This is a genomic window from Haloferula sargassicola (assembly GCF_040362925.1).
GTDB classification, from domain to species: domain Bacteria; phylum Verrucomicrobiota; class Verrucomicrobiia; order Verrucomicrobiales; family Akkermansiaceae; genus Haloferula; species Haloferula sargassicola.
This window is the reverse complement of the sequence record NZ_BAABRI010000013.1, coordinates 131456-154999: the sequence shown is the minus strand read 5'-3', so window position 1 is coordinate 154999 and position 23544 is coordinate 131456. Positions and strand designations below refer to the sequence as shown.

Annotated in this window: 16 protein-coding genes and 1 pseudogene; 7 read left to right on the top strand and 10 right to left on the bottom strand. The window is 62.7% G+C overall.

The window, feature by feature from the left end:
• Window positions 1-409 precede the first annotated feature (409 nt).
• The 10 genes and pseudogenes from ABXH26_RS12695 to ABXH26_RS12650 form a co-directional block, all read right to left on the bottom strand.
• Window positions 410-1000: a hypothetical protein gene (locus ABXH26_RS12695; RefSeq protein ID WP_353567446.1), complete on the bottom strand. Its 591-nt coding sequence runs from the start codon at window positions 998-1000 to the stop codon at window positions 410-412.
• Window positions 1001-1162: 162 nt separating this feature from the next.
• A complete protein-coding gene (locus ABXH26_RS12690; protein WP_353567445.1) occupies window positions 1163-4321 on the bottom strand; it encodes a type I restriction endonuclease subunit R in 3159 nt (1052 codons plus the stop codon).
• 11 nt (window positions 4322-4332) lie between these two features.
• Entirely contained in the window at window positions 4333-6453 is a 2121-nt protein-coding gene (locus ABXH26_RS12685; RefSeq protein WP_353567444.1) for a DEAD/DEAH box helicase, read from the bottom strand.
• Between the two features lie 2 nt (window positions 6454-6455).
• On the bottom strand, window positions 6456-7397 hold the full coding sequence (locus ABXH26_RS12680) for a HamA C-terminal domain-containing protein (RefSeq protein ID WP_353567443.1): 942 nt from the start codon (window positions 7395-7397) through the stop codon (window positions 6456-6458).
• A 19-nt stretch (window positions 7398-7416) separates the two neighbouring features.
• Window positions 7417-8748, bottom strand: coding sequence for a restriction endonuclease subunit S (locus ABXH26_RS12675; protein ID WP_353567442.1), 1332 nt, complete (start codon window positions 8746-8748; stop codon window positions 7417-7419).
• 1 nt (window position 8749) lies between these two features.
• A complete protein-coding gene (locus ABXH26_RS12670) occupies window positions 8750-9706 on the bottom strand; it encodes a hypothetical protein (protein ID WP_353567441.1) in 957 nt (318 codons plus the stop codon).
• Window positions 9696-11290: pseudogene (locus ABXH26_RS12665) on the bottom strand (class I SAM-dependent DNA methyltransferase). Before ABXH26_RS12665 ends, ABXH26_RS12670 begins: the two are co-directional and overlap by 11 nt.
• A 289-nt stretch (window positions 11291-11579) precedes the next feature.
• Window positions 11580-12512, bottom strand: a complete 933-nt coding sequence (locus tag ABXH26_RS12660; RefSeq protein WP_353567440.1) for a hypothetical protein — start codon at window positions 12510-12512, stop codon at window positions 11580-11582.
• 152 nt (window positions 12513-12664) lie between these two features.
• Window positions 12665-13123, bottom strand: a complete 459-nt coding sequence (locus ABXH26_RS12655; RefSeq protein WP_353567439.1) for a hypothetical protein — start codon at window positions 13121-13123, stop codon at window positions 12665-12667.
• Between the two features lie 137 nt (window positions 13124-13260).
• A complete protein-coding gene (locus ABXH26_RS12650; protein WP_353567438.1) occupies window positions 13261-13950 on the bottom strand; it encodes a PQLLE family protein in 690 nt (229 codons plus the stop codon).
• 122 nt (window positions 13951-14072) lie between these two features.
• Here ABXH26_RS12650 and ABXH26_RS12645 point away from each other — a divergent pair, with 122 nt between their 5' ends.
• From ABXH26_RS12645 to ABXH26_RS12615, 7 genes are all read left to right on the top strand, one after another.
• Entirely contained in the window at window positions 14073-14405 is a 333-nt protein-coding gene (locus ABXH26_RS12645) for a hypothetical protein (protein WP_353567437.1), read from the top strand.
• A gap of 458 nt (window positions 14406-14863) precedes the next feature.
• Entirely contained in the window at window positions 14864-16621 is a 1758-nt protein-coding gene (locus ABXH26_RS12640) for a TrkH family potassium uptake protein (protein ID WP_353567436.1), read from the top strand.
• A 7-nt stretch (window positions 16622-16628) separates the two neighbouring features.
• On the top strand, window positions 16629-17318 hold the full coding sequence (locus tag ABXH26_RS12635) for a potassium channel family protein (RefSeq protein ID WP_353567435.1): 690 nt from the start codon (window positions 16629-16631) through the stop codon (window positions 17316-17318).
• Window positions 17319-17367: 49 nt separating this feature from the next.
• Complete coding sequence (locus ABXH26_RS12630) at window positions 17368-18501, top strand: glycosyltransferase family 4 protein (RefSeq protein WP_353567434.1); 1134 nt, start codon at window positions 17368-17370, stop codon at window positions 18499-18501.
• A complete protein-coding gene (locus ABXH26_RS12625) occupies window positions 18498-19787 on the top strand; it encodes a DUF3142 domain-containing protein (RefSeq protein ID WP_353567433.1) in 1290 nt (429 codons plus the stop codon). Before ABXH26_RS12630 ends, ABXH26_RS12625 begins: the two co-directional genes overlap by 4 nt.
• Entirely contained in the window at window positions 19784-23050 is a 3267-nt protein-coding gene (locus ABXH26_RS12620; RefSeq protein WP_353567432.1) for a hypothetical protein, read from the top strand. The genes ABXH26_RS12625 and ABXH26_RS12620 overlap by 4 nt, the downstream gene beginning before the upstream one ends.
• Window positions 23050-23490, top strand: a complete 441-nt coding sequence (locus ABXH26_RS12615; protein WP_353567431.1) for a hypothetical protein — start codon at window positions 23050-23052, stop codon at window positions 23488-23490. Before ABXH26_RS12620 ends, ABXH26_RS12615 begins: the two co-directional genes overlap by 1 nt.
• Window positions 23491-23544: the final 54 nt, after the last annotated feature.

The window sequence follows — 23544 nt, the reverse complement described above, 5'->3', positions numbered from 1 at the left end:
TGGTAGATGGTAGATGGTAGATGGTAGATGGTAGATGGTAGATGGTAGATGGTAGATGGTAGATGGTAGATGGTAGATGGTAGATGGTAGATGGTAGATGGTAGATGGTAGATGGTAGATGGTAGATGGTAGATCGTGGATGCTAGATGGTAGCCGTGGCTGCGGCGGCCCGCCGCAGGCCGTGGTGGAAGCGGCCCGCTTCCCTCTTCCGCCTCACTCAAGAAATCCGATCCACCGCCAGGCGCTAAAGGCGCCAAGGAAGAGCAAAGCGGGTGGATCGTAGATGCTAGATGGCACCGTGGCTGCGGCGGCCCGCCGCAGACCGTGGTGGAAGCGGCCCGCTTCCCTCTGCGGCTTCCAGCCGCAGGCCGTTCCGGAGCCATCCTTGCTCCCTCTCACCGCCCACTTCTCACTCGTCCCGCCGGTAAGGCAGCCGCGCATCGCAGAACTCCAGCAAGGCCTTCGCCTCTTCCGTCGTTGCATCCAGCCCGTAGGGGATTCGCAGGAAAGGATAAACCTCCACACTGAAATTCACGCAGCCCCAGCAGATCGCCGTCTCCACGACCTCCTTTCCCTCGCGGTACAGACGAAATCCATACGGCGGGTCATGGCAAAGCGATTGATACCGGATGTCCGGCCGCTGCGCCTCCCACAAGCTGAGGAATTCCTCCACCTCCACCCCCTCGATCGACACGTTGCCGTAGATCTCGTCCCGTCTGCCCACATCCCCCACGGGAAACGTCCGCTCCTGCTTCTGGCCGCCTTCGCCCCTCAACAGGAAAATCTCCACCCGGTCCACGCCATCCACCTCCGAGAAGGTCTCCAATGCCTTCCGATGAGCCCGCCCGAGAAGCACGTCCCTCCACCCATCGAAGACCACCAGATAGCAGACCCCGAGGAGAAAGAAGCTCCACAGTCCGAGGATCACCCCTTTCCGCAGGCAGCCCCTCCCCTGCTTGATGCCGTCGGGCGCCTTCGAAGTCTCGCTGCGTTCATTCATGGTCGATGGTCCCCGAGTGCCTAAGGCAACCGCCGCCCCTTCTCCAGCTCCGAAGAGAGATCGTTGACCGCAACGTCGCTGCGGCTTCCAGCCGCAAACCGTTCCAGAGCCATTTTAGCTCCTTTTGCGGCTGCTCACTCACCACTCCCGCCGCAGGCGGGCTCACACCCACTCCGCACACAGCAGCTCCGCCTGAGCCAGCACCGTCTTCACCGCCTCGGCCTGAAGATCCGGTGGATACCCATACTTCCTCAAAATCCGCTTCACGATCACCTTGATCCTCGCCCGCGCGCTGACCCGCAGCGTCCAGTCGATCGTCACGCTCTTGCGGACCATCGTGATCAGCTCGGCGGCGATGACCTTGAGCTTGTCGTCACCCATCGCCCGCACCGCGCTCTCGTTGGCGGCGAGGGCGTCGTAGAAGGCCACCTCGTCGTCCGTCAGGCCGAGGTCCTCGCCGCGCTTGGTGGCGGCGTCCATTTCCTTCGCCAGCTTGATCAGCTCCTCGATCACCTCCAGCGTGGAGATCGCCCGGTTGTGATAGGCGTTGAGCGTCTTCTTCAACTTCTCACTGAAGACCTGCGCCTGCACCAGGTTGCGCTTCGAGCGCACCTTGATCTCGTCGTTCAGCAGCTTCCTCAGCAACTCCGCCGCCACGTTCTTATGCTCCAACCCGCGGACCTCCGCGAGAAAGCCGTCACTGAGGATGCTGATGTCGGGCTTTTGGAGGCCTGCCGCAGTGAAGACGTCGATCACCTCGCCCTCGGTGGTGATCGCTTTGCTCACCAGTTGTCGGATCGCCGCGTCGATCTGGTCCGGGCTCTTGCGGTTCGCGCCGCTCTGCTTGTTCAGCGCCGCCTGGAGTGCTTGGAAATACGAAACGTCGTCGCGGATCGACACGGCCTCGTCGCTCGCAGCGCAAAGGGCGAAGGCGCGGGAAAGCTCGGTCACCACCTGCACCCAACGCTGCTTGCCGTCCTCTTGTCCGAGGATGTGCTCCTGCCCACCCGGGATCAATTGAAGCCGCTCGCTCGGCTTGCCGGTCGTCCACTTGCTCCAGTCAAATCCATGCATCATGTCGCAGGCGATGTGGTGCTTCTCCAGCATCACCGCGATGGCTTGGGCGGTGTCGAACACTGGATCACCTTTGCCTCCGCTCTGGGTGTAGGTCGCCAAGGCGTGCTTCAGTTGGTCGGCCAGGCCGAGGTAGTCCACCACCAGCCCGCCCGGCTTGTCCTTGAAGACGCGGTTCACCCGCGCGATCGCCTGCATCAGGTTGTGGCCGCTCATCGGCTTGTCCGCATACATCGTGTGCAGGCAGGGCGCGTCGAAGCCCGTCAGCCACATGTCGCGCACGATCACCAGCTTGAACGGGTCCGCCGGGTTCTTGAACCGGTTCGCCAGGTCCCGACGCTGCTTCTTCGTCGTGATGTGCTTCTGGTAGGCCGGGCCATCCGCCGCGCTGCCGGTCATCACCACCTTGAGCGCCTCGTCGGCCCATTCCGGCCTCAGTTGGATCAGCGCCTCATAGAGGTCCACGCAGATGCGGCGGCTCATGCAGACGATCATCGCCTTGCCTTCCATGGCCTCCACCCGCTTCTCGAAATGCGCCACGAGATCCGCAGCAATGAGGGCGATCCGTTTCGAGTCTCCCACCAACGCCTCCAAGGCGGCCCACTTGGTCTTGAGCTTCTCCTTCTTGGTGAATTCCTGACCCTCGGTGATCTGGTCGAACTCTTCGTCGATCTTCGGCAGCTCGCTGGCATTGAGGGCCAGCTTGGCGATCCGGCTTTCGTAATAGATCGGCACCGTCGCCTTGTCCGCCACCGCCCGCTGGATGTCGTAGATGGAAATGTAGTCGCCGAAGACCGCCCGAGTATTCGCGTCCGTCTTCTCGACCGGCGTGCCGGTGAAGCCGATGAATGAGGCATTCGGCAGGGCATCGCGCAGGTTGCTGGCGAAGCCGTAGGTCATCCGCCCCTCGGCGTTCACCTTGCCGCCGAAGCCGTATTGTGAACGGTGCGCCTCATCCGCAATGACCACAATGTTCTGGCGGTCGCACAGTTCCTGCATCGCCTCGCCCCTCTCCGGCATGAACTTGTGGATCGTCGTGAACACCACGCCACCGGAGGCCCGGTTGAGCAGCTCCTGCAAATGCTCCCGGCTCTCCGCCTGCACGGGTTTTTGCCCGAGGAGATCCTCACAGCGCTGGAACTGGCCGAAAAGCTGGTCGTCCAGGTCGTTGCGGTCGGTCAGCACCACCAGCGTAGGGTTGTGCATTTCTGGGAGCCGGATCACCCGCGCCGCGTAGAAGAGCATGGAGAAACTCTTGCCGCTGCCCTGCGTGTGCCACACCACCCCTGCCCGACGGTCGCCCGGCCGACCGCCCTGCATCGAGCCCGACCAGTAACGCCCTTCATCCTCCTGAACTCCGGAGCCAGTCGTCGGTTCCGTCATCCCGCTGGCCCGCACCGTCTCCTCCACCGCTGCGTTCACCGCATGGAACTGGTGATAGCCCGCCAGGATCTTGTGCACCGCGCCGTTGTCCGGGTCTTCCTCGAAGACGATGAAATGCTGCAAGAGGTCGAGAAAGCGTCGCCGCTCGAACACACCGCGCACCAGCACCTCCAGCTCCAGCGATCCTTTCGGCGCGTCTTCCTCCCCGGTGATCGTCCGCCATACCTTGAACCACTCCTCGCTCGCCGTCAGCGATCCCATCCGCGCCTGCAAGCCGTCGCTCACCACCAGCGCCGCGTTGTAGCGGAGCAGGTTCGGGATCTCCGCCTTGTAGGTCTCGAGCTGCTTGTAGGCGGAAAAAATCGTCGCGTCCTCATCCGCCGCGTTCTTCAGCTCGATCAATCCCAGCGGCAGCCCGTTGACAAACACCACGATGTCCGGCCGGCGATTGTGGGAACTCTCGATCACCGTGAACTGGTTCACCGCCAGCCAATCGTTCGCCCGCACGTCGGAGAAATCCACCAGCCAGACTTTATCGTGCTTCGTGCTGCCGTCCGGGCGTTTGTAGCTCACCTCCACCCCGTCGCGCAGCAGCTTGTGAAAGGCGCGGTTCGTCCGCACCAGCGTGCCATCCGCCACCCGCAGCACCCGCCGCAGGACTTCCTCCTGCGCCTCCTCCGGCACCTCCGGGTTCAAGCACCGCAACGCCTCGCGCAAGCGACCTTCCAGAACCACATCACCGAAACCCTCCCGCTCCGCCGCCGCTTCACCCGGAGCCATCTCCGGCCCGTGGCCGATGGCATAGGCCAGCTCCCCGAACCATTCGAGGGCGGCGTCTTCGACGATGGATTCGGTGAGGCTCATGACTCCATTGTTCAAGCAGGCTCAATCCCCTCGAAGAAGTGACGCACGATGTATCTATCGAAGTCAGAAAGCACGGGCAATTGAAGAACAGCATCTTTCCCTATTCGATTTATAACAGCTAGTGCTGCATGAAGGTCTTCATATCGTGTTTCGAAGTCAATCAGCCCGGCGTTTTGAATCTTTCGGGCAATCATCCGAGGAAGCCCAAATTCTTCCAATTGATACACGACAGACGGAAGAAACGCATGAGAAAGCCTGCTCACGAAGCCACTGACATCAACACCAGATTTCAGAATCTCCTTCTGCAATACATTTACATCATGAACTAGAGACGCTAATGCAAACGTAACGTCACGCTCCAGCTTGAAGAACAAATTCACATCCACGTCTGGAGAAAGCGCTTGAAGAATCCTTGGCAGCCTCCAATCCCAGTTCTTAGAGAGAACCTGCACGAACTTAACAAACATATCCCGCTTTCGGCTCCATGAAACGCTCTGGGGAAACGAGTGAACAATTGGCGTCTGAAACCCAATCACCAACCCTAGCAATCTCCCCCAGTCCGCAGGATTCGAGGAATTGAGGTAGTTCAACCCATTCCAGGTCTTTCGATTTTCATGAATATGTTCGGCGATTGTGAGTATGAGCTGAGAATCATTAGATCTTAGCAGGCCGGTGCCATCGTAGATGCGATGGAAACCCTCTACACCTACCAGCTCCGTCATGCGTTCACGGAAGCTGATGATCTGCGCAACCTGCTCCTTTGTGAGGCTCTCCTTGTGCTCCGTTTCGTCGATACCCCCTAGCATTGAATCTGGGAAATCAATATCGAGCTGTGTATCGGCTTCTTCAGGAGGCTTCTCAAGAAGGTAAATCTGCCCGACGAAGTATTTAAACATCCGACCGGCGCGCCCAATGATATTCTTGTAGGTGAAAGCGTTCAACTTGCTTCGGCCGCGACCACTACCGTTTTTCCAAAGCACCACCGCCTCGGCGGAAGTGTTGACGCCCTCGATGAGCGATGAAGTGGAAACAATAGTATCTAATCCCTGAGTGGACTCGAATAATTTAATCTGGATCTGACTCAATGAACGATGAATTTGACCGTTGTGAATCCCGACTCCATGCTTCACCAATTCGATCAATTTCCAGTCGGTGCCGTAAGAGTCCGATAGCCACTTCGCGAATGCCTTCAGCAACGGTCGCTCCAACACCGCCAAGTTTTCAGAGAGAAGCAGACCCACTTTGTCAATTTGACTGTAAGATGCCGCGTATATCAACGTCTTAGTAGCGTTCTTCTTTATCAACTCAACAAGAACATTACCCTTCTCCCCCTCGCTCTTGATCCTCTTATATAGTTCATGCTTTTTCAGAAAGACAGTGCTGAAATCGAGCTTATCCACGAACTCCATCCCGGAAGTAAAAACGTTCTCCCCAAGACTGCGAATGTTGGGGGCCAAAAAATAGCGCTGTTTTGAAATCTTGCTGAGTTTGAGAATCGCTTTCAGCAGTGAGGGACATCTGTCTTGGTCAAAGTTCGAACTCGCTTTGTAGAACTCGTCCACAACCAGAAGATCAATGGAGGAAAGTGTTTCTGCGTATCCAGTGGCTCGCTCTTGAGGAAAAACAAACAGGTTCCGCTCGCCCAGAGAGGCATCTGTGGTTGTAATGATTTTGTAGCTTGCTCCAAATTTTCGATAGATGCGTCTTCGCACCTCGTCCATTAGCGCAATCGTCGGCACGATAATCATCACGTTGGCTGGTTGCGCGATTGCGATGAATGCATCGATCACAAATGTCTTCCCAAAGCTGGTCGGAGCGCTGACTGCCAAACTTTCCCCCGCGAGAAGCTTCTTCAGAACCGCGGACTGCTCGCGATGCAGCGTTAGTTCCTCGGTCTCCCCTGAGTCCACCTTGAAAACCTCAAAAACGAATCTCTCTTGCCACGAAGCTGTCGCCACCTTGAGGTAGGGATATAGGCCGGTCTCACGAATAAGGTGATTGAGGCACTCGGAGTATTCCAGCCCGTGCCTCTCGTGGTAATCCAAGACGGAAATGAGCAGGTCTCTGGCGGCCCCTTCCTTGCGCGCTTCCAGGAGATCGTTGATCTCAGAGCATTTTGTGAAAACATCCATGATCATTGACCTTTGTAATGCGCGACGTTCGCCAAGAATTTCTTAACAATCTCCTCCTTGTTCGGAACCGGGAACAGAATCACATGGAAGTTGATGTCTGAATACTGGACCACAGAGCTTCCAAGACTATTTGCCTGCTTTTTGAAGTAGGCCTTTGCCCGCTTCTTGTGATAGTCGATTATAGAATCCTTGTAAGAATCCGTAAGCGATGTGCAAACCTTCGTAATTTTGCATTCATGCAGCATAAGAATCGGTATGTGCAAATGAGGCTTCAGAGAATCGATTGAATTCTTTTGGCCAAGCGCAGCCTTGATTCTAGCCCTCATCGTTGAATCCCCAATCAACGCATCCAAGTCCCTGATGTTGGTTATGATACTGTTCTCCTTCTTAAGCTTATCTGTCTTAAGCGCATTACCGACTGATTTCACGATTTCACCCAGCCTTGCATCTTCGATGTCATTGTAAAACTTCGCCTCTCCGAGCCATAACGAAAAGTCACCACCCGAAACAACTATATGCACGCTGTCCGCACCCTTGGCGTTGTCTTGGTTATTTTGCTTATAGAAGATCTTGGGGACCACGGGTAACGCCTGGTAGTGGTGCTTCATAATTCCGTACAAGACGATTTCAGCAAGCTCGCTGCCCTTCCCAATGTCTTTCTTTGCTGCGTCCGTCAGTCGTAGAGCCTTGGCTGCCTCGGTTAGCAATGAGTGACTTTGGTGAGACAAGCTCTGCCGTTCGCCGCTCGACAACGCGGTCTCAACAATATTGTCCCAAATAAAGTTCTGAAAATTTGTGTATCTCCACTTAGCATCCTCAAAGTCATTAATCATGCTTAGCACTCGCTTATTCGCCGTTGGCGTGATGCTGGCATCGTCATTGACGACGCTAAATCCCTCGTCGATTAGGACTTCAAATGTCAGCTTTGGCTGGTTGGTTTGCATTGTGGCGTAGAAAGGAATTTCAAGGCCCGACAGGCCGGACTGCTATTTCCCCACTCAGCAGCTTCGGAAGCAGCGTGTCGCGCAGGGTGGCGAGGGTGTGGGATTGGCGAAGGCTGGCGCGGATCTGTTGAAAGATCGGTGCGGCTTGCCGGTCGAAAGCCCGCAGAACTTCGGGAGGCGGAAGAAGAACGCTCGTCGTCTCGAAAGTCCGCGTTGTGATGGTGTCGAAAACAGAGCCGTGGGCGGAGAGGACCATTCGCTCGATGAAATGCCGGGCTTGGCAGTAGAGCGCGAAGGGGGCTTCGACCTTCGTATCCAGGGCATAGCAGGTTTGGTTCATCGCAATCGTCTTGCCAAACATGGTAAGTCGCCCGGTTGTGGCTCCGCGTGCGACAATGACGGTTGCGAACTCCGGGATCATCTTCGTCGCGCTCTTGTCGAGGCCGCGTTGAGTGATGCACCGCTCGGTCGCGATCAGGAAGGCTTCGCCGCATTGAGAAACGTCTTTGGCACTCGCCCAAGGGATATCCCCGTTCCAGTAGTCGGCCACGTCGGTCTTGGGAGTCCCGCCGCTCAGCAACCTAGCCTGCTGCAAGATCGAGCCGACTTCCCACCCCTTCGGAATGTGTCCGAGTTCCGAATCTTGGAAGGAGTCGGGGAAGAGGGCGGCGGTGGCGGGGTCGAGGTTGGGGGACTGGCGGCCGTCGAGTTTGGCGCGAACGGGGTCGAAATCGACGAACCAGCTCTGGAACAGCGCCCGCGCCATCGCCTCCAGCGTCACGTTCATCCGCCGGTTCAACTCGATCTTGTCGTCCAGCGCCCCCAGCACCGCCGCGATCGATTTTTGTGTCGCCAGCGGCGGCAAAAGCACAGGGAGAGCGCGGATTGTCGGCAAATTTAACCGCTCAGCCACTGATCCATCGCGGTAACCATGGATGTGACCGGCCATGATTGGCGAATTCAGCCAGTAGCGAAGGAAGCTGAAATCGAGAATTTCTGGCTTCGGACGAATGAGAACCATTCGTTGGCCCAGGCATACGCGGGTGTTCTCGGGAACCTCAGCGGCGATGCCGAAGTAAGTTCCTTCGCGGCTGTAGAGCAGATCACCACGGCTCGGCGTCACCCGAGCGATCCGTTCGGCATACGTCTCGTCTGAAACATGCGCTGCTTGGTCGGCGCGAAAGACCCCGGTGATGATGTCCTGGGTTCGAACGACGTATAGCCCCGCGTCGGTGAGCTTCGGGGTAGAGTGCGGGCAGTCAAAAACACCTTCGCTGACATCGTCGAGGCGCGACCATGTCCAGCCATCGGGCGGTTCGCCGTAGGTTGCCGGGACATGAAGTGCCTTCAATTCAGGAGAAGATGGCATCATCGACGTCTTCGGGTGTGATTGGTTTGCCGCGTTCGACTGCCACCAGCAGAAGGTCACGAAGGAGGTGAAACGAGTCGCTCATAGCTTGTGAGATCTTTTCCTCAGCGAGCTTCTCTCCGTGGACGACTTTGCTGCGGAGGCCGTAGAGTCGCTTCACTTCTCCAAACTTGCGCTTCCTTGGATCGCCCCGCTCAGCCAGCAAACACGCGGAGTAAAGTGAGATTCGATACACGAGTTCGGAGCTAACTCCAAAAAGCGCTTCGATTCCGCCCCACAGGCGGGCGACTGCCGACCGCGGCTCCTTGGCGAATCTCCAATCGATGGCTGCCTCTAAGGCAAAACGAAACGCTTCATGATCAGAAGCCAAGCGGTTGAATGTGTCGAATCGGTTCCTGATCCATTCGGCATCCGCTTCATTCGGTGCGTCATTCCTGCAACCGGCGTCGACGAAACAAGTGAGATGGTAATCAAGCAAGTTGCCACGAAACGGAGCAAGCGAGTGCTTGGGTTGGAATACGGCTTTGTCGATTCCTTCCGAGGCTGCCTGCTTCTTGAACTGGCCAGAACTTCGTATCTGATGGCCCGCAATCAGATTCCAAGAATAGCCGCAACACGCCACGCCCCAAAGTCGTGTGAAGCCGCGCAGGACCAAGAGACCCGTCGTGAGCCACGCCCGGTTTAGCGTGTCGTAACCGGGAGTGTTGTCGGCATCCTTCGCTGATTCGATTTCGGCGGTGCACGCGTGCGCGAACTGCTCAAGTGCTGCCCATCCTCTAAATCCGACCGCTCCAGCTGCGGCTAAGTCGAAGACACTGAGAGGAGATTCCAACGGGCGAAGACCGAGGCCAGGAGCCAAGACCGACGAGGATTCAAACCGTGGTAGTCCTGCGAGCAGGATATACCAGTTGCCGTCTTCGGCTCGCGATTCATTTTCCATACCGCAGCCCCTTCAGATTTGCTTTGATCGCCTGCTCCAGTTTTGCGGACTCGGCGAACTGGGCGTTCAGCTCCGCGACGAGGCGCGGCATTTTTTCCTCGAAGGGTTCGCCGTCGTCCTCGGCTTCTTCGGCACCGACGTAGCGGCCCGGAGTGAGGACAAAGCTGTGTTTCCCGATCTCCTCGGTGGTGGCGGACTTGCAGAATCCGGGCACGTCTTCGTAGGCGGGTCCAGCGTCACGCTGGTCGCCGCGCCACGCGTGGTAGGTCGCGGCGATCTTGGCGATGTCCTCGCCGGTGAGTTCGCGGTTCACGCGGCTGACCATGCTGCCCATCTTGCGGGCGTCGATGAAGAGGGTTTCGCCGCGGCGGTCGCGGGTGCGAGCCGCACTGGCATTTTCCCGCCGTCCTTGTTGCGGGCGAGGAACCAGAGGCAGACGGGGATCTGGGTGGAGTAGAAGAGCTGGCCGGGCAGGGCGACCATGCAGTCGACGAGGTCGGCCTCGACGATGGCCTTGCGGATCTCGCCCTCGCCGGACTGGTTCGAGCTCATGCTGCCATTGGCGAGGACGAAGCCGGCCATGCCCTGCGGGGCGAGGTGGTGGATGAAGTGCTGGACCCAGGCGAAGTTGGCGTTGCCCTTGGGCGGGACGCCGAACTGCCAGCGCACGTCGTCGTCCTTGCGGTGCCAGTCGCTGTCGTTGAAGGGCGGGTTGGCCAGCACGTAGTCGGCGCGGAGGTCGGGGTGCTGGATGTTCCGGAAGGTGTCGGCGTGTTCCTTGCCGAAGTCGGCCTCGATGCCGCGCAGGGCGAGATTCATGATGGCCAGGCGGCGGGTGGTCGGGTTGCTCTCCTGGCCGTAAATGCTGATGTCCCCGAGCTTGCCGCCGTGGGATTCGACGAACTTTTCCGACTGGACGAACATGCCGCCGGAGCCGCAGGCGGGGTCGTAGATGCGGCCCTTGTAGGGGGCGAGCATTTCCACCAGCAGGCGGACGACGCAGGAGGGCGTGTAGAACTGCCCGCCGTTCTTGCCCTCGGCGCTGGCGAACTGGGTGAGGAAGTATTCGAAGACGCGGCCGAGGAGGTCCTTCGACTGGCCGGCCTCCTCCTTCAGCTCGATGGAGCCGATCAGGTCGATCAGCTCGCCGAGGCGGTGCTTATCGAGGTCGGCGCGGCCGTAGTTCTTGTTGAGTGCGCCCTTGAGCCGCGGGTTGTCGCGCTCGATGGCGTCCATTGCGTCGTCCACGTCCTTACCGATGGTGGGCAGCTTGGCGCGGCCCTGGAGGTGGGACCAGCGGGCCTCCTGCGGCACCCAGAAGATGTTTTCGGCGCGGTATTCGTCCGGATCCTCCGGATCGGCCCCGGCGTATTCCCCTTCCCCAGCGAGGAGTCTGGCGTGGTGGGCCTCGAAGGCGTCGGAGATGTATTTGAGGAAGATGAGGCCGAGGACGACGTGCTTGTATTCCGCCGCGTCCATGTTGTTGCGGAGCTTGTCGGCAGCGAGCCAGAGCTTGGCCTCGAAGCCGAGGTGGGCGGTGGTGTCTTTCTTGGCGGATTTCGCGGCGCGTTTGCGGGCTGGCACGAGTGGAGGTTAGGGAAATCGTCGCAGGGATGACAAGATGAAGTCCGACATCGCTTCGGCGTCGGGTTCGGGGACGATCATGGCTCCCCCCTCCCTTGACCCGGCGGTCGCGGGGGGCGGCCGCCGGGGGCGGGATCAGAGGCCTAGCTTGGCCTGGAGGCCGGGCTTTTTCCGCAGGGCGCCGCGGGCGATGCCTTTGGGTTCCTTCATGTAGGTTTTCAGCGCCTTGTAGGCGGCGTCACGGGTGGCGGTGTCGGCGCGGAGGTCCTTCCGGATTTCTGAGGCGTGATCATTGGCTGTCTCCTTCCTCTTCTTCCGGTTCCGCCTTCAGAAACACGACGTATTCGCTCATCACGTCGAGGGCGAGGGTCTGGCCGGAGCGCATGACCTCAATGTGCCCGTTGGTGAGCGTGACGACATCCCCGCCCCAGCGGTGGCCGAAGGGGGTTTGCGCGCCGTTGGTGGCGTCGAAAGCATCGTCCACGGTTTCGAGTGCGCCAGCCGATCCGGCCGACGAGAGAGCGGACGCCGGCAAGTGCCGGATCAATTTGGCCATCCACGGTTTGAGACCGGCCTTGCGGACAAGCTGGAAGCGGTCGAGCGCGTCGGCCATCTGCCGGAGTTCCGGGCTGACCCATGAGATCACGTCGAGGATGAGCTGGTGCTGGGCGTCGAGGTTCTTCCAATGGACGATCCGCTCGTGGTGGAAGACGTGGTTGCGAAGCACCCGGATGGTCTCCAGATCCGCTTTGCGATCCTTGCGCTTGTGGAGGCTCTTGGGGAGATGGGGAAACACCGGCTTGAAGGCCTTGGGAAGGAACGGGGTGTGCTTCTCGTAATGATCCTCGAACAGGCTGGTCCAGAAGCCGAACTGGAGCTCTGCGACGACCCTCGCAGCAGTCACGGGCTTACCGGCTTTCGTGATCTTGGCTTTGGCCTTGGAGACCTCCTTGCCAGCCCAATGCGTGAGAGGGAATCCGGGGGCGTCATACCAATCATCCCTGCCCATCAGAGACGAGGCGTGACGATGAATGGCATTTCGAAGGGCGATTTCGCAAATCTGGAGCGGAGAATAGAGGCTTTCGCACAGCGCCATATTGAGCAGATACCGGGCGAGGGTGGCGCACGGATCGGGCACCGCCCCGCTTTGACTGACCGCGTAGGCTCCCAGCCTTTCCGTGGAAAGCCCCTGCTCGATTTGCGCGAAAAACACCGGACTCATCGGATCAATGAATACCTCGGCAGCGTGAATGATTACAGGATTGCAGCGTTGACATATCAATCACTGTGGGCCAGTTTCCCCACGTTGACCCCGGAACTCCCTCTCCCGTCCTTGCGGCGGTGACTGGAGCCGGGGTTTCTTTTTGTCTGCATTCAGAGACCATAGCCTAGCCCTTGGAGGTTCTTTCGGATCGCGGATTCAAGTTTTGCGGACTCCTTAAACGGGTCGTTCAGCTCCGCGACAAGGCGCGGCATCTTTTCTTCGAAGGGTTCGTTGTCCTTCGCTACGCTCACGACCTGCGGTGAGGCTTCGCTTTGCTGAAACGCGCAAGCGCGTTGGGCAGTCTGCGGGGCGAGGTGGTGGATGAAGTGCTGGACCCAGGCGAAGTTGGCGATGTTTTCCCCGGCTGTGCCCGCGATCCATAAAGCCGCTTCGTCGACTCCTGCCGCGCTCAGGCGAGGGGCGGTCTTTGACAGTTTGTAACTGCCTGGTTTCAAAAACGGCGGTTGAAAACCGCCGCTCCATAAGGTGCCGTCGTGCCAAGCCTGCGTCGCGTGGAGAACGGTGGAGTCGTTCTTCGCGGCTTTCGCGGCGCGTTTGCAGGCTGGCACGGGTTCGAAGTTAGAGACATCCCCGGAGGGATGACAAGATGAAGTCCGACATCGCTTCGGCGCCGGTTCGGGGAAGACCATGGCTCCCCCCCATCCCTTGGCCCGGCGGTCGCGGGGGGCGGCCGCCGGGGACGGGATCAGAGGCCTAGCTTGGCCTGGAGGCCGGGTTTTTTCCGCAGGGCACCGCGGGCGATGCCTTTGAGTTCCTTCATGTAGGTTTTCAGGGCCTTGTAGGCGGCGTTGCGGATGGCGGTGTCGTCGATGGCCTCGCCCTGGGCCTGATCCTGCTCGCCGCTTTCGGCGGTGAGGTCGTCCAGGTCCTGCTGGAGTGTGGCGAGGCGGGTGGCGGGGTAGCCGCGTTTGCTCATCTTGGTGGCCTGCGGGTCCTTCCGGGCGGCGGCGTAAGAGGCCTCGGCGACGGTGATGAAGCGCTCGGTGTCGTCGGGGACCTCGCCTTTGAGGCCGAGGGTGATCCGGTCGGCCTCGTCGGGAAACGCGGCGCGGGCGATCTCGCGGAAGGCGGCATAGTCCTCGCGCGCCTTCTGGATGGCGGCAAGGAGGGCTTCGCCGGTGAGCTTCTGCTTGCCCATGCCGGCGGCGCGGCCTTGGTAAGCGCTGTCGGCTGCATCGGCGAGGGCGAGGCCTTCGTCGAACTCCGCCTGGTCGTATCCATGGGCTTCGAGAATGGGGCGGATTTCCTCGTCCTCGGTGGCGACCTTGAGGAACTTTTTGGCGTCGGCGATGTAGGCCTCGATCATCTTGTCCTGCGCGCTGCGGGAGCGTTTGGGTTTCGAGGCGTCGGTGTTGGTGTTGGTTTCTTCAGGCATGGTGGTGGTTGGGTGGAGATGGGAGATCGTGGATTGTGGATTGTGGATTGTGGATTGTAGATCGTGGATGGAAGATGGAAGATGGAAGATGGAAGATGGAAGATGGAAGATGGGAGATCGGGATGTCAGCCAGAGAGGTGGCGCGGCGTGGCAGTGGCTCCGGCGGGCTTTCCGAGGGCTCCGGCGGGCTTTCCGAGGACTCGGGCGGGCTTTCCAAGCACTCCGGCGGGCTTTCTGAGGGCTCCGGGAGGCTTTCCGAGGGCTCCGGCGGGCTTTCCGAGGGGTCCGGCGGACTTTCTGAGGGCTCCGGCGGGCTTTCTGAGGGCTCCGGCGGGCTTTCTGAGGGCTCCGGCGGGCTTTCCGAGGGCTCCGGCGGGCTTTCCAGGCACTCCGGCGGGCTTTCCAGGCACTCCGGCGGGCTTTCCAGGCACTCTGGCGAGGAAATCAGGCGCTGAGGAACGACGAGGTCGATCGTCGCGAGGGGCGCGAGGGCGGGCAGACCCGCAAGGGATGGGGAGATAGGAATCCACGGGAACCGCACGGAAGACTCAACTCCCTAACTAGAAAAACCGTTTGGAAGGCGGAAAGCAAAAAATGCGTAATGGGGCGGGCTTGAATGGATCGGAGGGACTGCCGAACGAAAGGCGCTTCGATCATTTCCCAGGGCCGCCGTTCGGGCTGGGAAACGCAGACTCCGAGGTCGGTCCGGCTGGCGCGGATCACTCCAGGTCCTGAGAGACGGCAGCCGTCGGCAGCCGCACCTTTCGCTCCGCGGAGATACCGCAGCAGGCCCGTTCGTCAAAGAAACGGCAGCCGCAGGCAGCGGCTCCGTTCGTTCCGCGCCCCCATTGACGCCCCGCGGTGGTCCCGCTAGCTTCGCCCCCACCCCGCAGACGCCGGGGCTGTTTTTCCCGTGACGCTCTCGCCTCGCTCGGTCCGCATCCTCAACCTGACCGCCCTCGTTTTCGGGATCGCGACCTGCGGGCTGCTCGTCCACGAAATCGGATGGGACATCAGCCGCCACAGCCGCGAGCGCGACTCGCTCCTGACGGCCATCCTCGCCTTCGGCATCCTCGCCACGGAAACGCTGCGACTCATCGGGGTCCGCACCGAGCGCCGCAAATGGCGCAGCCGCGTCACCTTCCTCGCCATTCCCTTCATCGCGCTGCTGGAGATTTTTTTCAGCGAGTGGCTGCGCGATGTCGGCGCCAGCGGCTCGGCGGTCCGCAGTCTCGGGCTGTTCCTGCTGGCCATCAGCCAGCTCACGCTGGTCGGCGACACGCTGCTGCGCTTCGTGCGGCTCACCAGCGAGGGGCGGTTCCGCAAGATCCCGCCCGCGCTGCTGGTGGTCGGCACCTTCCTGCTGGCCATCCTGATCGGCGCCGGGCTGCTGATGACGCCGAACGCCACGACCCGCGGCATCGGCTGGATCGATGCCCTTTTCACCAGCACCTCGGCGGTGTGCGTGACCGGCCTGGCCACGCTCGACACCTCGGCGGATTTCACCTTCACGGGCCAGGCGATCATTCTCGCCCTGATCCAGATCGGCGGCCTCGGCGTGATGACCCTCGCCTATTTCCTGACCGTCATGAGCGGCCAGGGCATTGGCCTGCGCGACCGCGCCCTGCTCGGGGAGATTCTATCGGAATCGAACATCCACCAGGTCGGCCGGGTGGTCTCGCGCATCGTCGGCATCACCGTGATTTCCGAGGGCATCGGGACCCTGCTGCTCTATCTTTGTTGGAGAAATGAAAGCTCGCTCGACAGCCCGTTCTGGCAGGCGCTGTTCCACGCCATTTCCGCCTTCTGCAACGCCGGCTTCTCCACCCTTTCCGCCGGCATGATGAATCCCGTGGCGATCGATGACCACGCCGCCCAGTCGGTGATCATGGCGCTGATCATCATCGGCGGGCTCGGCTTCGTGGTGGCCGGGCAGATCCACCACGTGGTGATCGCCCCGTTGCGGAAAAACCAGCTCATTCCCTGGCGGCGGACCCGCCACCAGCGCCATCGGGTGCCGGTGCACGTGCGGCTGGTGCTGATCACCACCACCGCCCTGCTGGTCGGCGGTGCGGTGGGATTCTGGGTGCTCGACGTGACCCTGAAAGAGCCCGCCGGCCGGGTCTGGACCGCGGTTTTCAACAGTGTGACCGCCCGCACCGCCGGCTTCAACGTCTCCGACATGGGCGCGCTGCCCGCCTCGGCCGTGGTGCTGATGTGCTTCCTGATGGTCATCGGCGGCAGCCCGGGCGGCACCGCCGGCGGCGTCCGCACGACCACCTTTGCGCTCTCGCTGCTGGAGCTGCAGCGTCTCGTCCGGGGCCGGTCCGACGTCCACTTCGGCGGTCGCCGGATGCCCCGCGCGGTGATGGAGCGCTGCCACGTCACGATCTTCCTGTCGCTGCTGTGGATCCTCGTTTCCACCCTCTTCGTGGCCGCCGCCCAGCCGCGCATGCATTTCGATGACGTCCTCTTCGAATGCGTCAGCGCGTTCGCCACCGTGGGCCTCAGCCGCGGCATCACGGCCGAGCTCGGGACCTTTTCCCAGATCGTCATCATGCTCTCCATGCTGATCGGCCGGATCGGCATCTTGACCTTCGCCTTCACCCTCGCCGGCTCGCCGCGGCCGCACCACTATCGCTACCCGGAAGCGCGCCTGCCCCTCAACTGACCACGCCATGAGAATCGCCATCATCGGACTCGGAACCTTCGGCCGCAGCCTCGTGCGGGAACTCACCCGCATGGACCACGAGATCCTCGCCATGGACCTGCGCGAGGAAATGGTCGAGAAGGTCAAGGACGACGCCACCTTCGCCGTGGTCGCCGATGCCTCGATGAAGGAAGTCGTCGACGAACTCTCGCTGCAGTCGATGGACCTGATCGTGGTCGCCATCGGCAAGGGCTTCGAAAACAGCATGATGGTCACCGCCCGCATGAAGCAGGTGAAGGGACCGAAGCTCTTCGTGCGCTCGATTTCCGACCTCCACTACGACCTGCTGGAAATGACCGGTGTGGACGAGGTGATCCGTGTCGAATCCCTCGCCGCCAGCAATTTCGCCCACCGCCTGGACCACCTCGAATTCATCCGCCACATCCTCATCGATGACGTCCACGCCGTGGCCGAAATCCGGGTGCCGGAGGAATTCGTGGGCCGCACCCTGCGCGAGGTGGCCCTGCGGGCGAAGCACAAGCTCAACCTGATCACCGTGCTCTCCCGCGGATCGAACCCCGACAAGGAAGGCCGCCGGGCGCTGGAATCGATCCCCACGCCCGACCACGAATTCAAGCGCGGCGACGTGCTGGTGCTCTACGGCCACGAGCGCGATCTGAGCGAATTTTCCGCCACCTATGCCCCGCAGGAGGCCTGACAAAAGCCCTTCACTCCTGCCGTAAGCAGGTGTAGGCCAACCCGTCCGCTTGAAGCTCCTCTTCTACAACGACCGACCTGTTTTCGGCGGTCATGAGGCGATGACGCTTCATGGCCTGGAGGCATTGTTGGAAAACCCGGCCTGCCGCCTTCATTTCATCGCCTCGGAGGAAAACTCCATCCTCCTCAAGCGCCTCGCCGCCCTCGCCGCGGACCACCCGCAGCTCACCTTTGAGGAGACCGATGAGCAACCGTCGCGCTTCGAGGCGCTGCGCCACATCTTCTGCCGCGGCCGCATCGCCGACCTCGCCGCCACCATCCAGCGCTTCGGCCCGGACGCAGTGATTTCCGTGCAGGGCGGGCTGGAGCTTTCCTCGCTGGGCATCCAGGCCGCCCGCCAGGCCCGGGTGAAGGCGATCAGCTACCTGGCCATGCCGCACACCTATCAGACGATGGGTGCGCGCCTCGCCGGGCTGCTCGACAGCCTCACGCCCACCCTGCTCACCGTCCCGGACGCCTTCATCACGCTGTCCGACGAAATGGCAGAGCTGCTCCGCCAGCGCGGTGCCAAGGGGCCGGTCGAGGTGCTCTACCCGGGCATCGACACCGCGCTCTACTCGCCCGGCGACCGCGCCGGAGCCCGCCGCCATCTCTCCTTGCCCGAAGAGGCCCCGGTGTTCGCCTGCGTCGGGCGGATCGATTTTTCCCAGAAACAGCAGGACCGCCTGCTGCGCGCGGTGGCCCGGCCGAACCTCGAAGACTGCCACCTCGTGTTCGGGGGAGACGGGCCGGACTCGTCGGAGCTCGACGAGCAGATCGAGGCCCACCAGCTCCGCGGCCGGGTCCGGCGCCTGCCGTGGATCGATACCGTCGCGCTCTACCGCGCGGCCGATGCGGTCGTCATTCCCTCCCGCTACGAGGGCGTGCCGCTGGTCATGCTGGAGGCGCTCGCCTGCGGCACCCCGGTCCTGGGCACCGACCGCGATGGCATGCGCGATGTCCTGCCGGAAAACTACCGCATCGACACCAGCTCCAGCCTCGCCCTCTCGCGGGAGCTGCGGAAATTCCTCGACGAAGGGACCCCCGCTCCCGATCCCGCCCTTTGCCAGGGCATCCGCAGCCGGCTCAGCCTCGACTCGTTCCGCGACCGCTTCCGCGAAATCATCACCCATCTGGTCGGGTGAATGCCGCCCGTCTGGCCGCGCTGGTCCTCGTTTTCCAGCTCGCCTCCGCCGCCCCGCCCGCCTTCTGGGTCTGGAACCGGCCCGATCCGCTGCCCGAACCGGCGCTGGCGGAGCTGCGCGAAAACGGATCGCCGCTGCTGTATTGGCAGGCCGCCGAGGTCACCCTTGCGCACGGTTGGCAGGATCGCCTGCCGGCGGAAATGCCTGCCCCGGCGGTGGTTCCGGTGTTCCGCTTCGAGGCGGACCCGGCGATGCTGTTCCGGCCCGAGGGAATCGCCGGCCTGCCGTCGAAAATCGCCGATCCCCGGCCGGGCTGGATTCAGATCGACTACGACTGTCCCGTTTCCCGGCTGCCCGACTACGCCGCCGCGTTGCGTCGCCTCAAGCCAGCTCTCGGGTCCACCCGGCTCTCGATCACCGCCCTCGCCAGCTGGATCGGCTCACCCGGATTCGAGGAGCTGGCGGGCACGGTCGATGAGATCGTGCCGATGTTCTACGACCTCCTGCCCGACCGCGCCGAGGACGTGCGGGCCGGCCACCTCGTTCCGATGTCCGGCCGCGACACCTTGGTGTGGATCCGCCGCTGGAAAACCTGCCCCACCCGGTGGCGGGCGGGACTGCCGAACTTCCAGCGGCTCACGCTGTTCGAGGCCGACGGGAGCCTCGTCGGGCATCTGCCGCCCTTTGATCCCGCCTCGCTCGACGGCCACGCCGGGCTCCGGCTTTCCGCCCCTCCCGCCGGCGGCACGGCCATCTATCAAGTGACCGCGGATTCGATGCCCGCCCACCGCCCGGTTCACCGGAACCAGCTGCTGGTCTGGCGTCGTCCCGACGAAGCGACGATGCGCCAGGCCATCCAGGCCGCCACCGAGGCCGGCGCGGCCGGCGTGCTCTGGTTCGCCCATCCGGCCTCCGCTCCGGCGCCGTGGCACTCGGTTTCCCACCTGATTCATCTCACGGAAAATCCACGGCCCCGCCTCCAGTTGAAGGTGACGGATCAGGGAGCGATCGAACTTTTCAATGCCGGACCCGGCGATCTGCCCTGCCGGCCCGGTGCGAAGCCGTGGACGCTGACCCTCCAAGGCGAGCCGGGTGATTTCGTGAAACCCACGCCCGGCCACTTCGCCGACATCGCGGGGTCAGACGGATCGCTTCATCGACCTCGCTTTTCCACGACGATTTCGCTTCGATTTCATCAACTCCCCGCCGGTCACTCACTCGTCACGGGAACCCATTTTTCAGAAGCCAGCGCCGAGCCGGACTGGCAGATCGATCCCCGCCCATGAACCGTCCGAATCGCCGCTGGCTCCTCCTCACGCCGCTCCTTCTCGCGTGCGGGCCGTTCTTTTACCAGGCACCGCCGCCGCTCGATACCTACCCGGACCGGACCCCGGGAAAGCGCTGGGACGAGCTCGCCGACGAGGCCCTGCCACCGAATGACGACCAGTCGGAGATCCTCCGCGCCGAGGCGTTGGAGCTGTTTCGCGGCATGGAGGGAAAGAACCCGCTCGAGGCCATCGACGCACTCGCCGCGCGCAACCGCAACGCCCCGCGCCTCGACATCCACCTGGCCAACGTCCTGCTCGAAGCGCGGGAACTCGCCGACCACCCTGACGCGGCGACCGTCGCCTACCTCGTTTCGCGATTGGAAAACCCGGACTCCGATCGTCCGCCGGCCCGTCCGGTTCGGAACTGGGGCGACACCGAGGAGGAATATGCCGTCCAGATCAGGAACTGGGAAAAACAGATCACCGAGCGCATCCGCGAGTCCGGCAAGGCGATGGGTGCCGCTCCGCCCAAGCTGGCTCCCTACCTGCGGATCCGTCACGCCGTGCTGCTGAGCCGGCTCGACCGCTTCGAGCCGGCGCGGGCGCTCTACCAGAGCATCCTCGACGAGTCGCCCGATCATCCGCGGGCCGAGGTCGCGCGCTTCATGCTCGGGAGACTCGGGCTCGATGAGTCCAAGCCGCTCACCACGGAAGATCCGCGCCGGCTCGAAGCACTCGATGCCGCCCGCGAGCAGCTCACCGGCTACCTCGCCGACTACCCGGCCGGCCGTTTCCGCGGCGATGCCCTGGGGTGGCTGGGCGCGGTCGCCCTGGCCGAACAGCAGCCCGGCGAGGCCATCAACCAGCAACTCCGCCGGCTCGACGAACAATCCGGCCGCGAGGCCCTGCGCGCCGTGCTCCGCGAGTGCGACCAGATCTTTGCCTCGCTCATCGACGAGGCGTCGGAAAGCAACTACCTGAGCGACTCGGAGTCCTACCTCGACGAGCCCGACTACCGGCTGGTCGCCAAGCATCCCCTGGTCACCCGCCTTTTCCTCTACCACTGCCTCGACCCCGCCTATCAAGTACGGCTTCCGCGGTACTTCGACAACACCAGCGGCGACCGCGGCACGCTCCAGTTCCTGAAACAACGCATCGTGCGCCCGTCCGGCTTTACCCAGGCCGCGCTCAGCCACCTCGCCACCGCGGTGGCCTCCACGCCCACCGCCACCCAGGACCCGACCTCGCTGCTGATCCTCGGCTGGTCGGCGCTGCGCGATGACCAACCGCAGCAGGCGCTGGTCCTGATCGACCGCGGGCTGGCCGCTGAAACCACCGACGAGCTGCTTCACGCCCGCGCGATCGCGCTGGACGATCTCGACCGCCCGTCCGACGCCGCCGAGGCTTTTGCCGTGCTGGCGGAAAAGTTTCCCGACAGCCCGCTGACCGCGCCGTCGCGCTTCGACCACGCCATCGCCCTCCAACGCGCCCACCGCGGCGGCGAGGCCCTGCTTCTGCTGGATGAAATGGACACCTCGGAGGAGCGACCCACGCTGCGGCCCTCCACCGAATGCCTGCAGTGGATCGACACCATCGCCCAGTTCGCACCGATCGACGAACTGGCCGCGCCCCTGCCCGGGCTGCCGCCTGACTCGGAGGAGGCCGTCATGCTTCGCCGGATCGTCCGGCTGCGGGCCCTCGCCGCCGGTGATTTCGGCCGCGCCCATGATTTCCTCGATCCGCCGCTGGCCGCCAGCGAGCCGGTCGACCGGTGGTCGGAACGCTGGATTGCCGACGACTTCATTCCCCTGGACGAAGCCCGTTGGGAAAAGGAGGTCGCTCCGCTGGCGGAGCTTGATGCCGCGGCGTCATCGCCCGCCGACCACCTCGCGCTGGCCCGCCTTTGGACATCGCTGCGCGGACGGCTGACCCTGCCGCTTTACGGCATGTTCGACTACAGCGGCAGCGAGGAGCCGAAACTCGACCAACTGCGCCGGCGCAACGCCCGCGTGCTCGGCATTCCCGACAGCGTCGCCACCGCCCAACTCGATTCCCGCGACGAGCTGTTCCATGCCCTGCGGCACTACCGTCTCGCGGCCCAATCGGACGATCCCGACATCGCCGCGCCGGCGCTGGAAGGTGCCAACGAGGCCGTTCGCTCGCTGGCCGAGTTCTCCCGCTACCGCTGCTCGCGGGCGGTGGAAACCCAGGCCGGCGAGCTGTCGGCGGAACTCGTCGGCCAGCTCCGCAGCCGTTTCCCGAAGCGTTCCGAGGCCCGCCGGGCGATCGCCTTCATCTTTACTCCCCCGCAGGCGATTCCCGACTGGATGCCGGGCGATTACAACCCCGCCAACGCCTCCGCCGCCTTGCTTTCCACCCTGTCCCCCGAGGCCGATGCCGACCACGGGATCGACGACGGAGCCCGGCTGACCCGCGACCTCGACCAACTGGTCTCCCGCGAGCATCCGCTCGAGGAGGTGCGCTTGAAGCTCGACCAACTGGCGAAGGATTTCACCACGGCGCGGCCGACGCTTTTCCCGGAGGATATCAACGGGATCGGCGACCTCATCCGCGACCTGACCGCCGCCGCCGGGGTGGCGGGACTCGATTCCGCCTCGTTCCAGAAGTACGCCATGTCCCGTAGCTCTGAAACCGACCCCGCCGAACCCATCCCGGTGCTGGCGTCGTTCGTCGAGTTCAACCGCCTCGCCCGCGATCCCGAGACCCGGACGCAGGCCTGGCGTGATTATCTGGAGTCGTTTCCGGACAGTCCGAAGACCGCCGCCGTCGAGCTGCGCCTGCTGCGGGCCGACGTCCGGGCCTATGCGCCGGTCCCGATGATCCGCGCCTTCCATTTCCCGGAGGCTCCGATCGCCGGCGGCTACAAGCATGCCGTGATGAAACCCGCGGACGACGCCAAGGACCCGCGGGCCTTGGTGGCAGCGCTCGCCGCCTATCTCCGGAAGTATCCGGAAACGCCCTACCGCACCGATCTCGACCTGCTCGAAGCCGCGGTGCAGGGCCGCAACGGTCATCTCGAAGCCGCCCTGCCCGTGCTTGCCCGGATCATCCGGGATCCGGACCACGCCGAGCTGCGGGTCGATGCCGGCCTCTACTTCGCGTGCTTCGTGCAGGACCTGCTGGATCCCGCGAAACGCCGGCCGGTCATCGAGGCGGTCGCAGGACAGCCCGAAGTGCTATCCGTCGTCGATGAACTCGCCCGCGGCGACACCTTCCTGTTCCGCTTGCTTCCGCTGCTTCCCGCCCTGACCGACTCCTGATGCCCATCGCCGAACCTCACAAGGAACTCCGTTTCACCCGCGCCGGCCAGGCCACCGGGCTGTGGATCCTCGCCGCCATGGCCGCCGCGGCCGCCGTGATTCTGTTCTCGATCACCATCCAGCGCGAAGCCCCGCATCCCGCGTGGGCGCTGCTACCTCTGGGACTGGCCGGCGGGCTGGTTTTTCTCGCGCTGCACTGCACCCGCCACGCCTACCTCATCCTGTCGCCCATCGGCGTGGAGATTTTCCCGCTGATCCGTCCCGCCGCCGGCATGCAGGTCATCGGCTGGAGCGAGATCGCCGCCATCGACATCGACGACCGCCGCATCACGCTTCACTTCAACCGCGACCGCACCGCGGGCATCCACCTCACCCTCTCCCCCATCCCCAAGGCCCGCCGCCCCCTTCTCATCCGCGCCCTCGAAGGCCGGGCCGGATAGGGACGACGGCCCCCGGTCGTCCGCGGAGAGCGGGCTTGCTTTTCCGGAAAACCC

Bases quoted from the DNA above. Each gene is read 5' to 3' on its own strand.
- ABXH26_RS12690 (WP_353567445.1), bottom strand. From the start codon at position 4,321: ATGAGCCTCACCGAATCCATCGTCGAAGACGCCGCCCTCGAATGGTTC.
- ABXH26_RS12615 (WP_353567431.1), top strand. From the start codon at position 23,050: ATGCCCATCGCCGAACCTCACAAGGAACTCCGTTTCACCCGCGCCGGC.
- ABXH26_RS12685 (WP_353567444.1), bottom strand. From the start codon at position 6,453: ATGGATGTTTTCACAAAATGCTCTGAGATCAACGATCTCCTGGAAGCG.
- ABXH26_RS12670 (WP_353567441.1), bottom strand. From the start codon at position 9,706: ATGGAAAATGAATCGCGAGCCGAAGACGGCAACTGGTATATCCTGCTC.
- ABXH26_RS12635 (WP_353567435.1), top strand. From the start codon at position 16,629: ATGAGAATCGCCATCATCGGACTCGGAACCTTCGGCCGCAGCCTCGTG.
- ABXH26_RS12695 (WP_353567446.1), bottom strand. From the start codon at position 1,000: ATGAATGAACGCAGCGAGACTTCGAAGGCGCCCGACGGCATCAAGCAG.
- ABXH26_RS12650 (WP_353567438.1), bottom strand. From the start codon at position 13,950: ATGCCTGAAGAAACCAACACCAACACCGACGCCTCGAAACCCAAACGC.
- ABXH26_RS12680 (WP_353567443.1), bottom strand. From the start codon at position 7,397: ATGCAAACCAACCAGCCAAAGCTGACATTTGAAGTCCTAATCGACGAG.
- ABXH26_RS12660 (WP_353567440.1), bottom strand. From the start codon at position 12,512: ATGAGTCCGGTGTTTTTCGCGCAAATCGAGCAGGGGCTTTCCACGGAA.
- ABXH26_RS12645 (WP_353567437.1), top strand. From the start codon at position 14,073: ATGTCAGCCAGAGAGGTGGCGCGGCGTGGCAGTGGCTCCGGCGGGCTT.
- ABXH26_RS12620 (WP_353567432.1), top strand. From the start codon at position 19,784: ATGAACCGTCCGAATCGCCGCTGGCTCCTCCTCACGCCGCTCCTTCTC.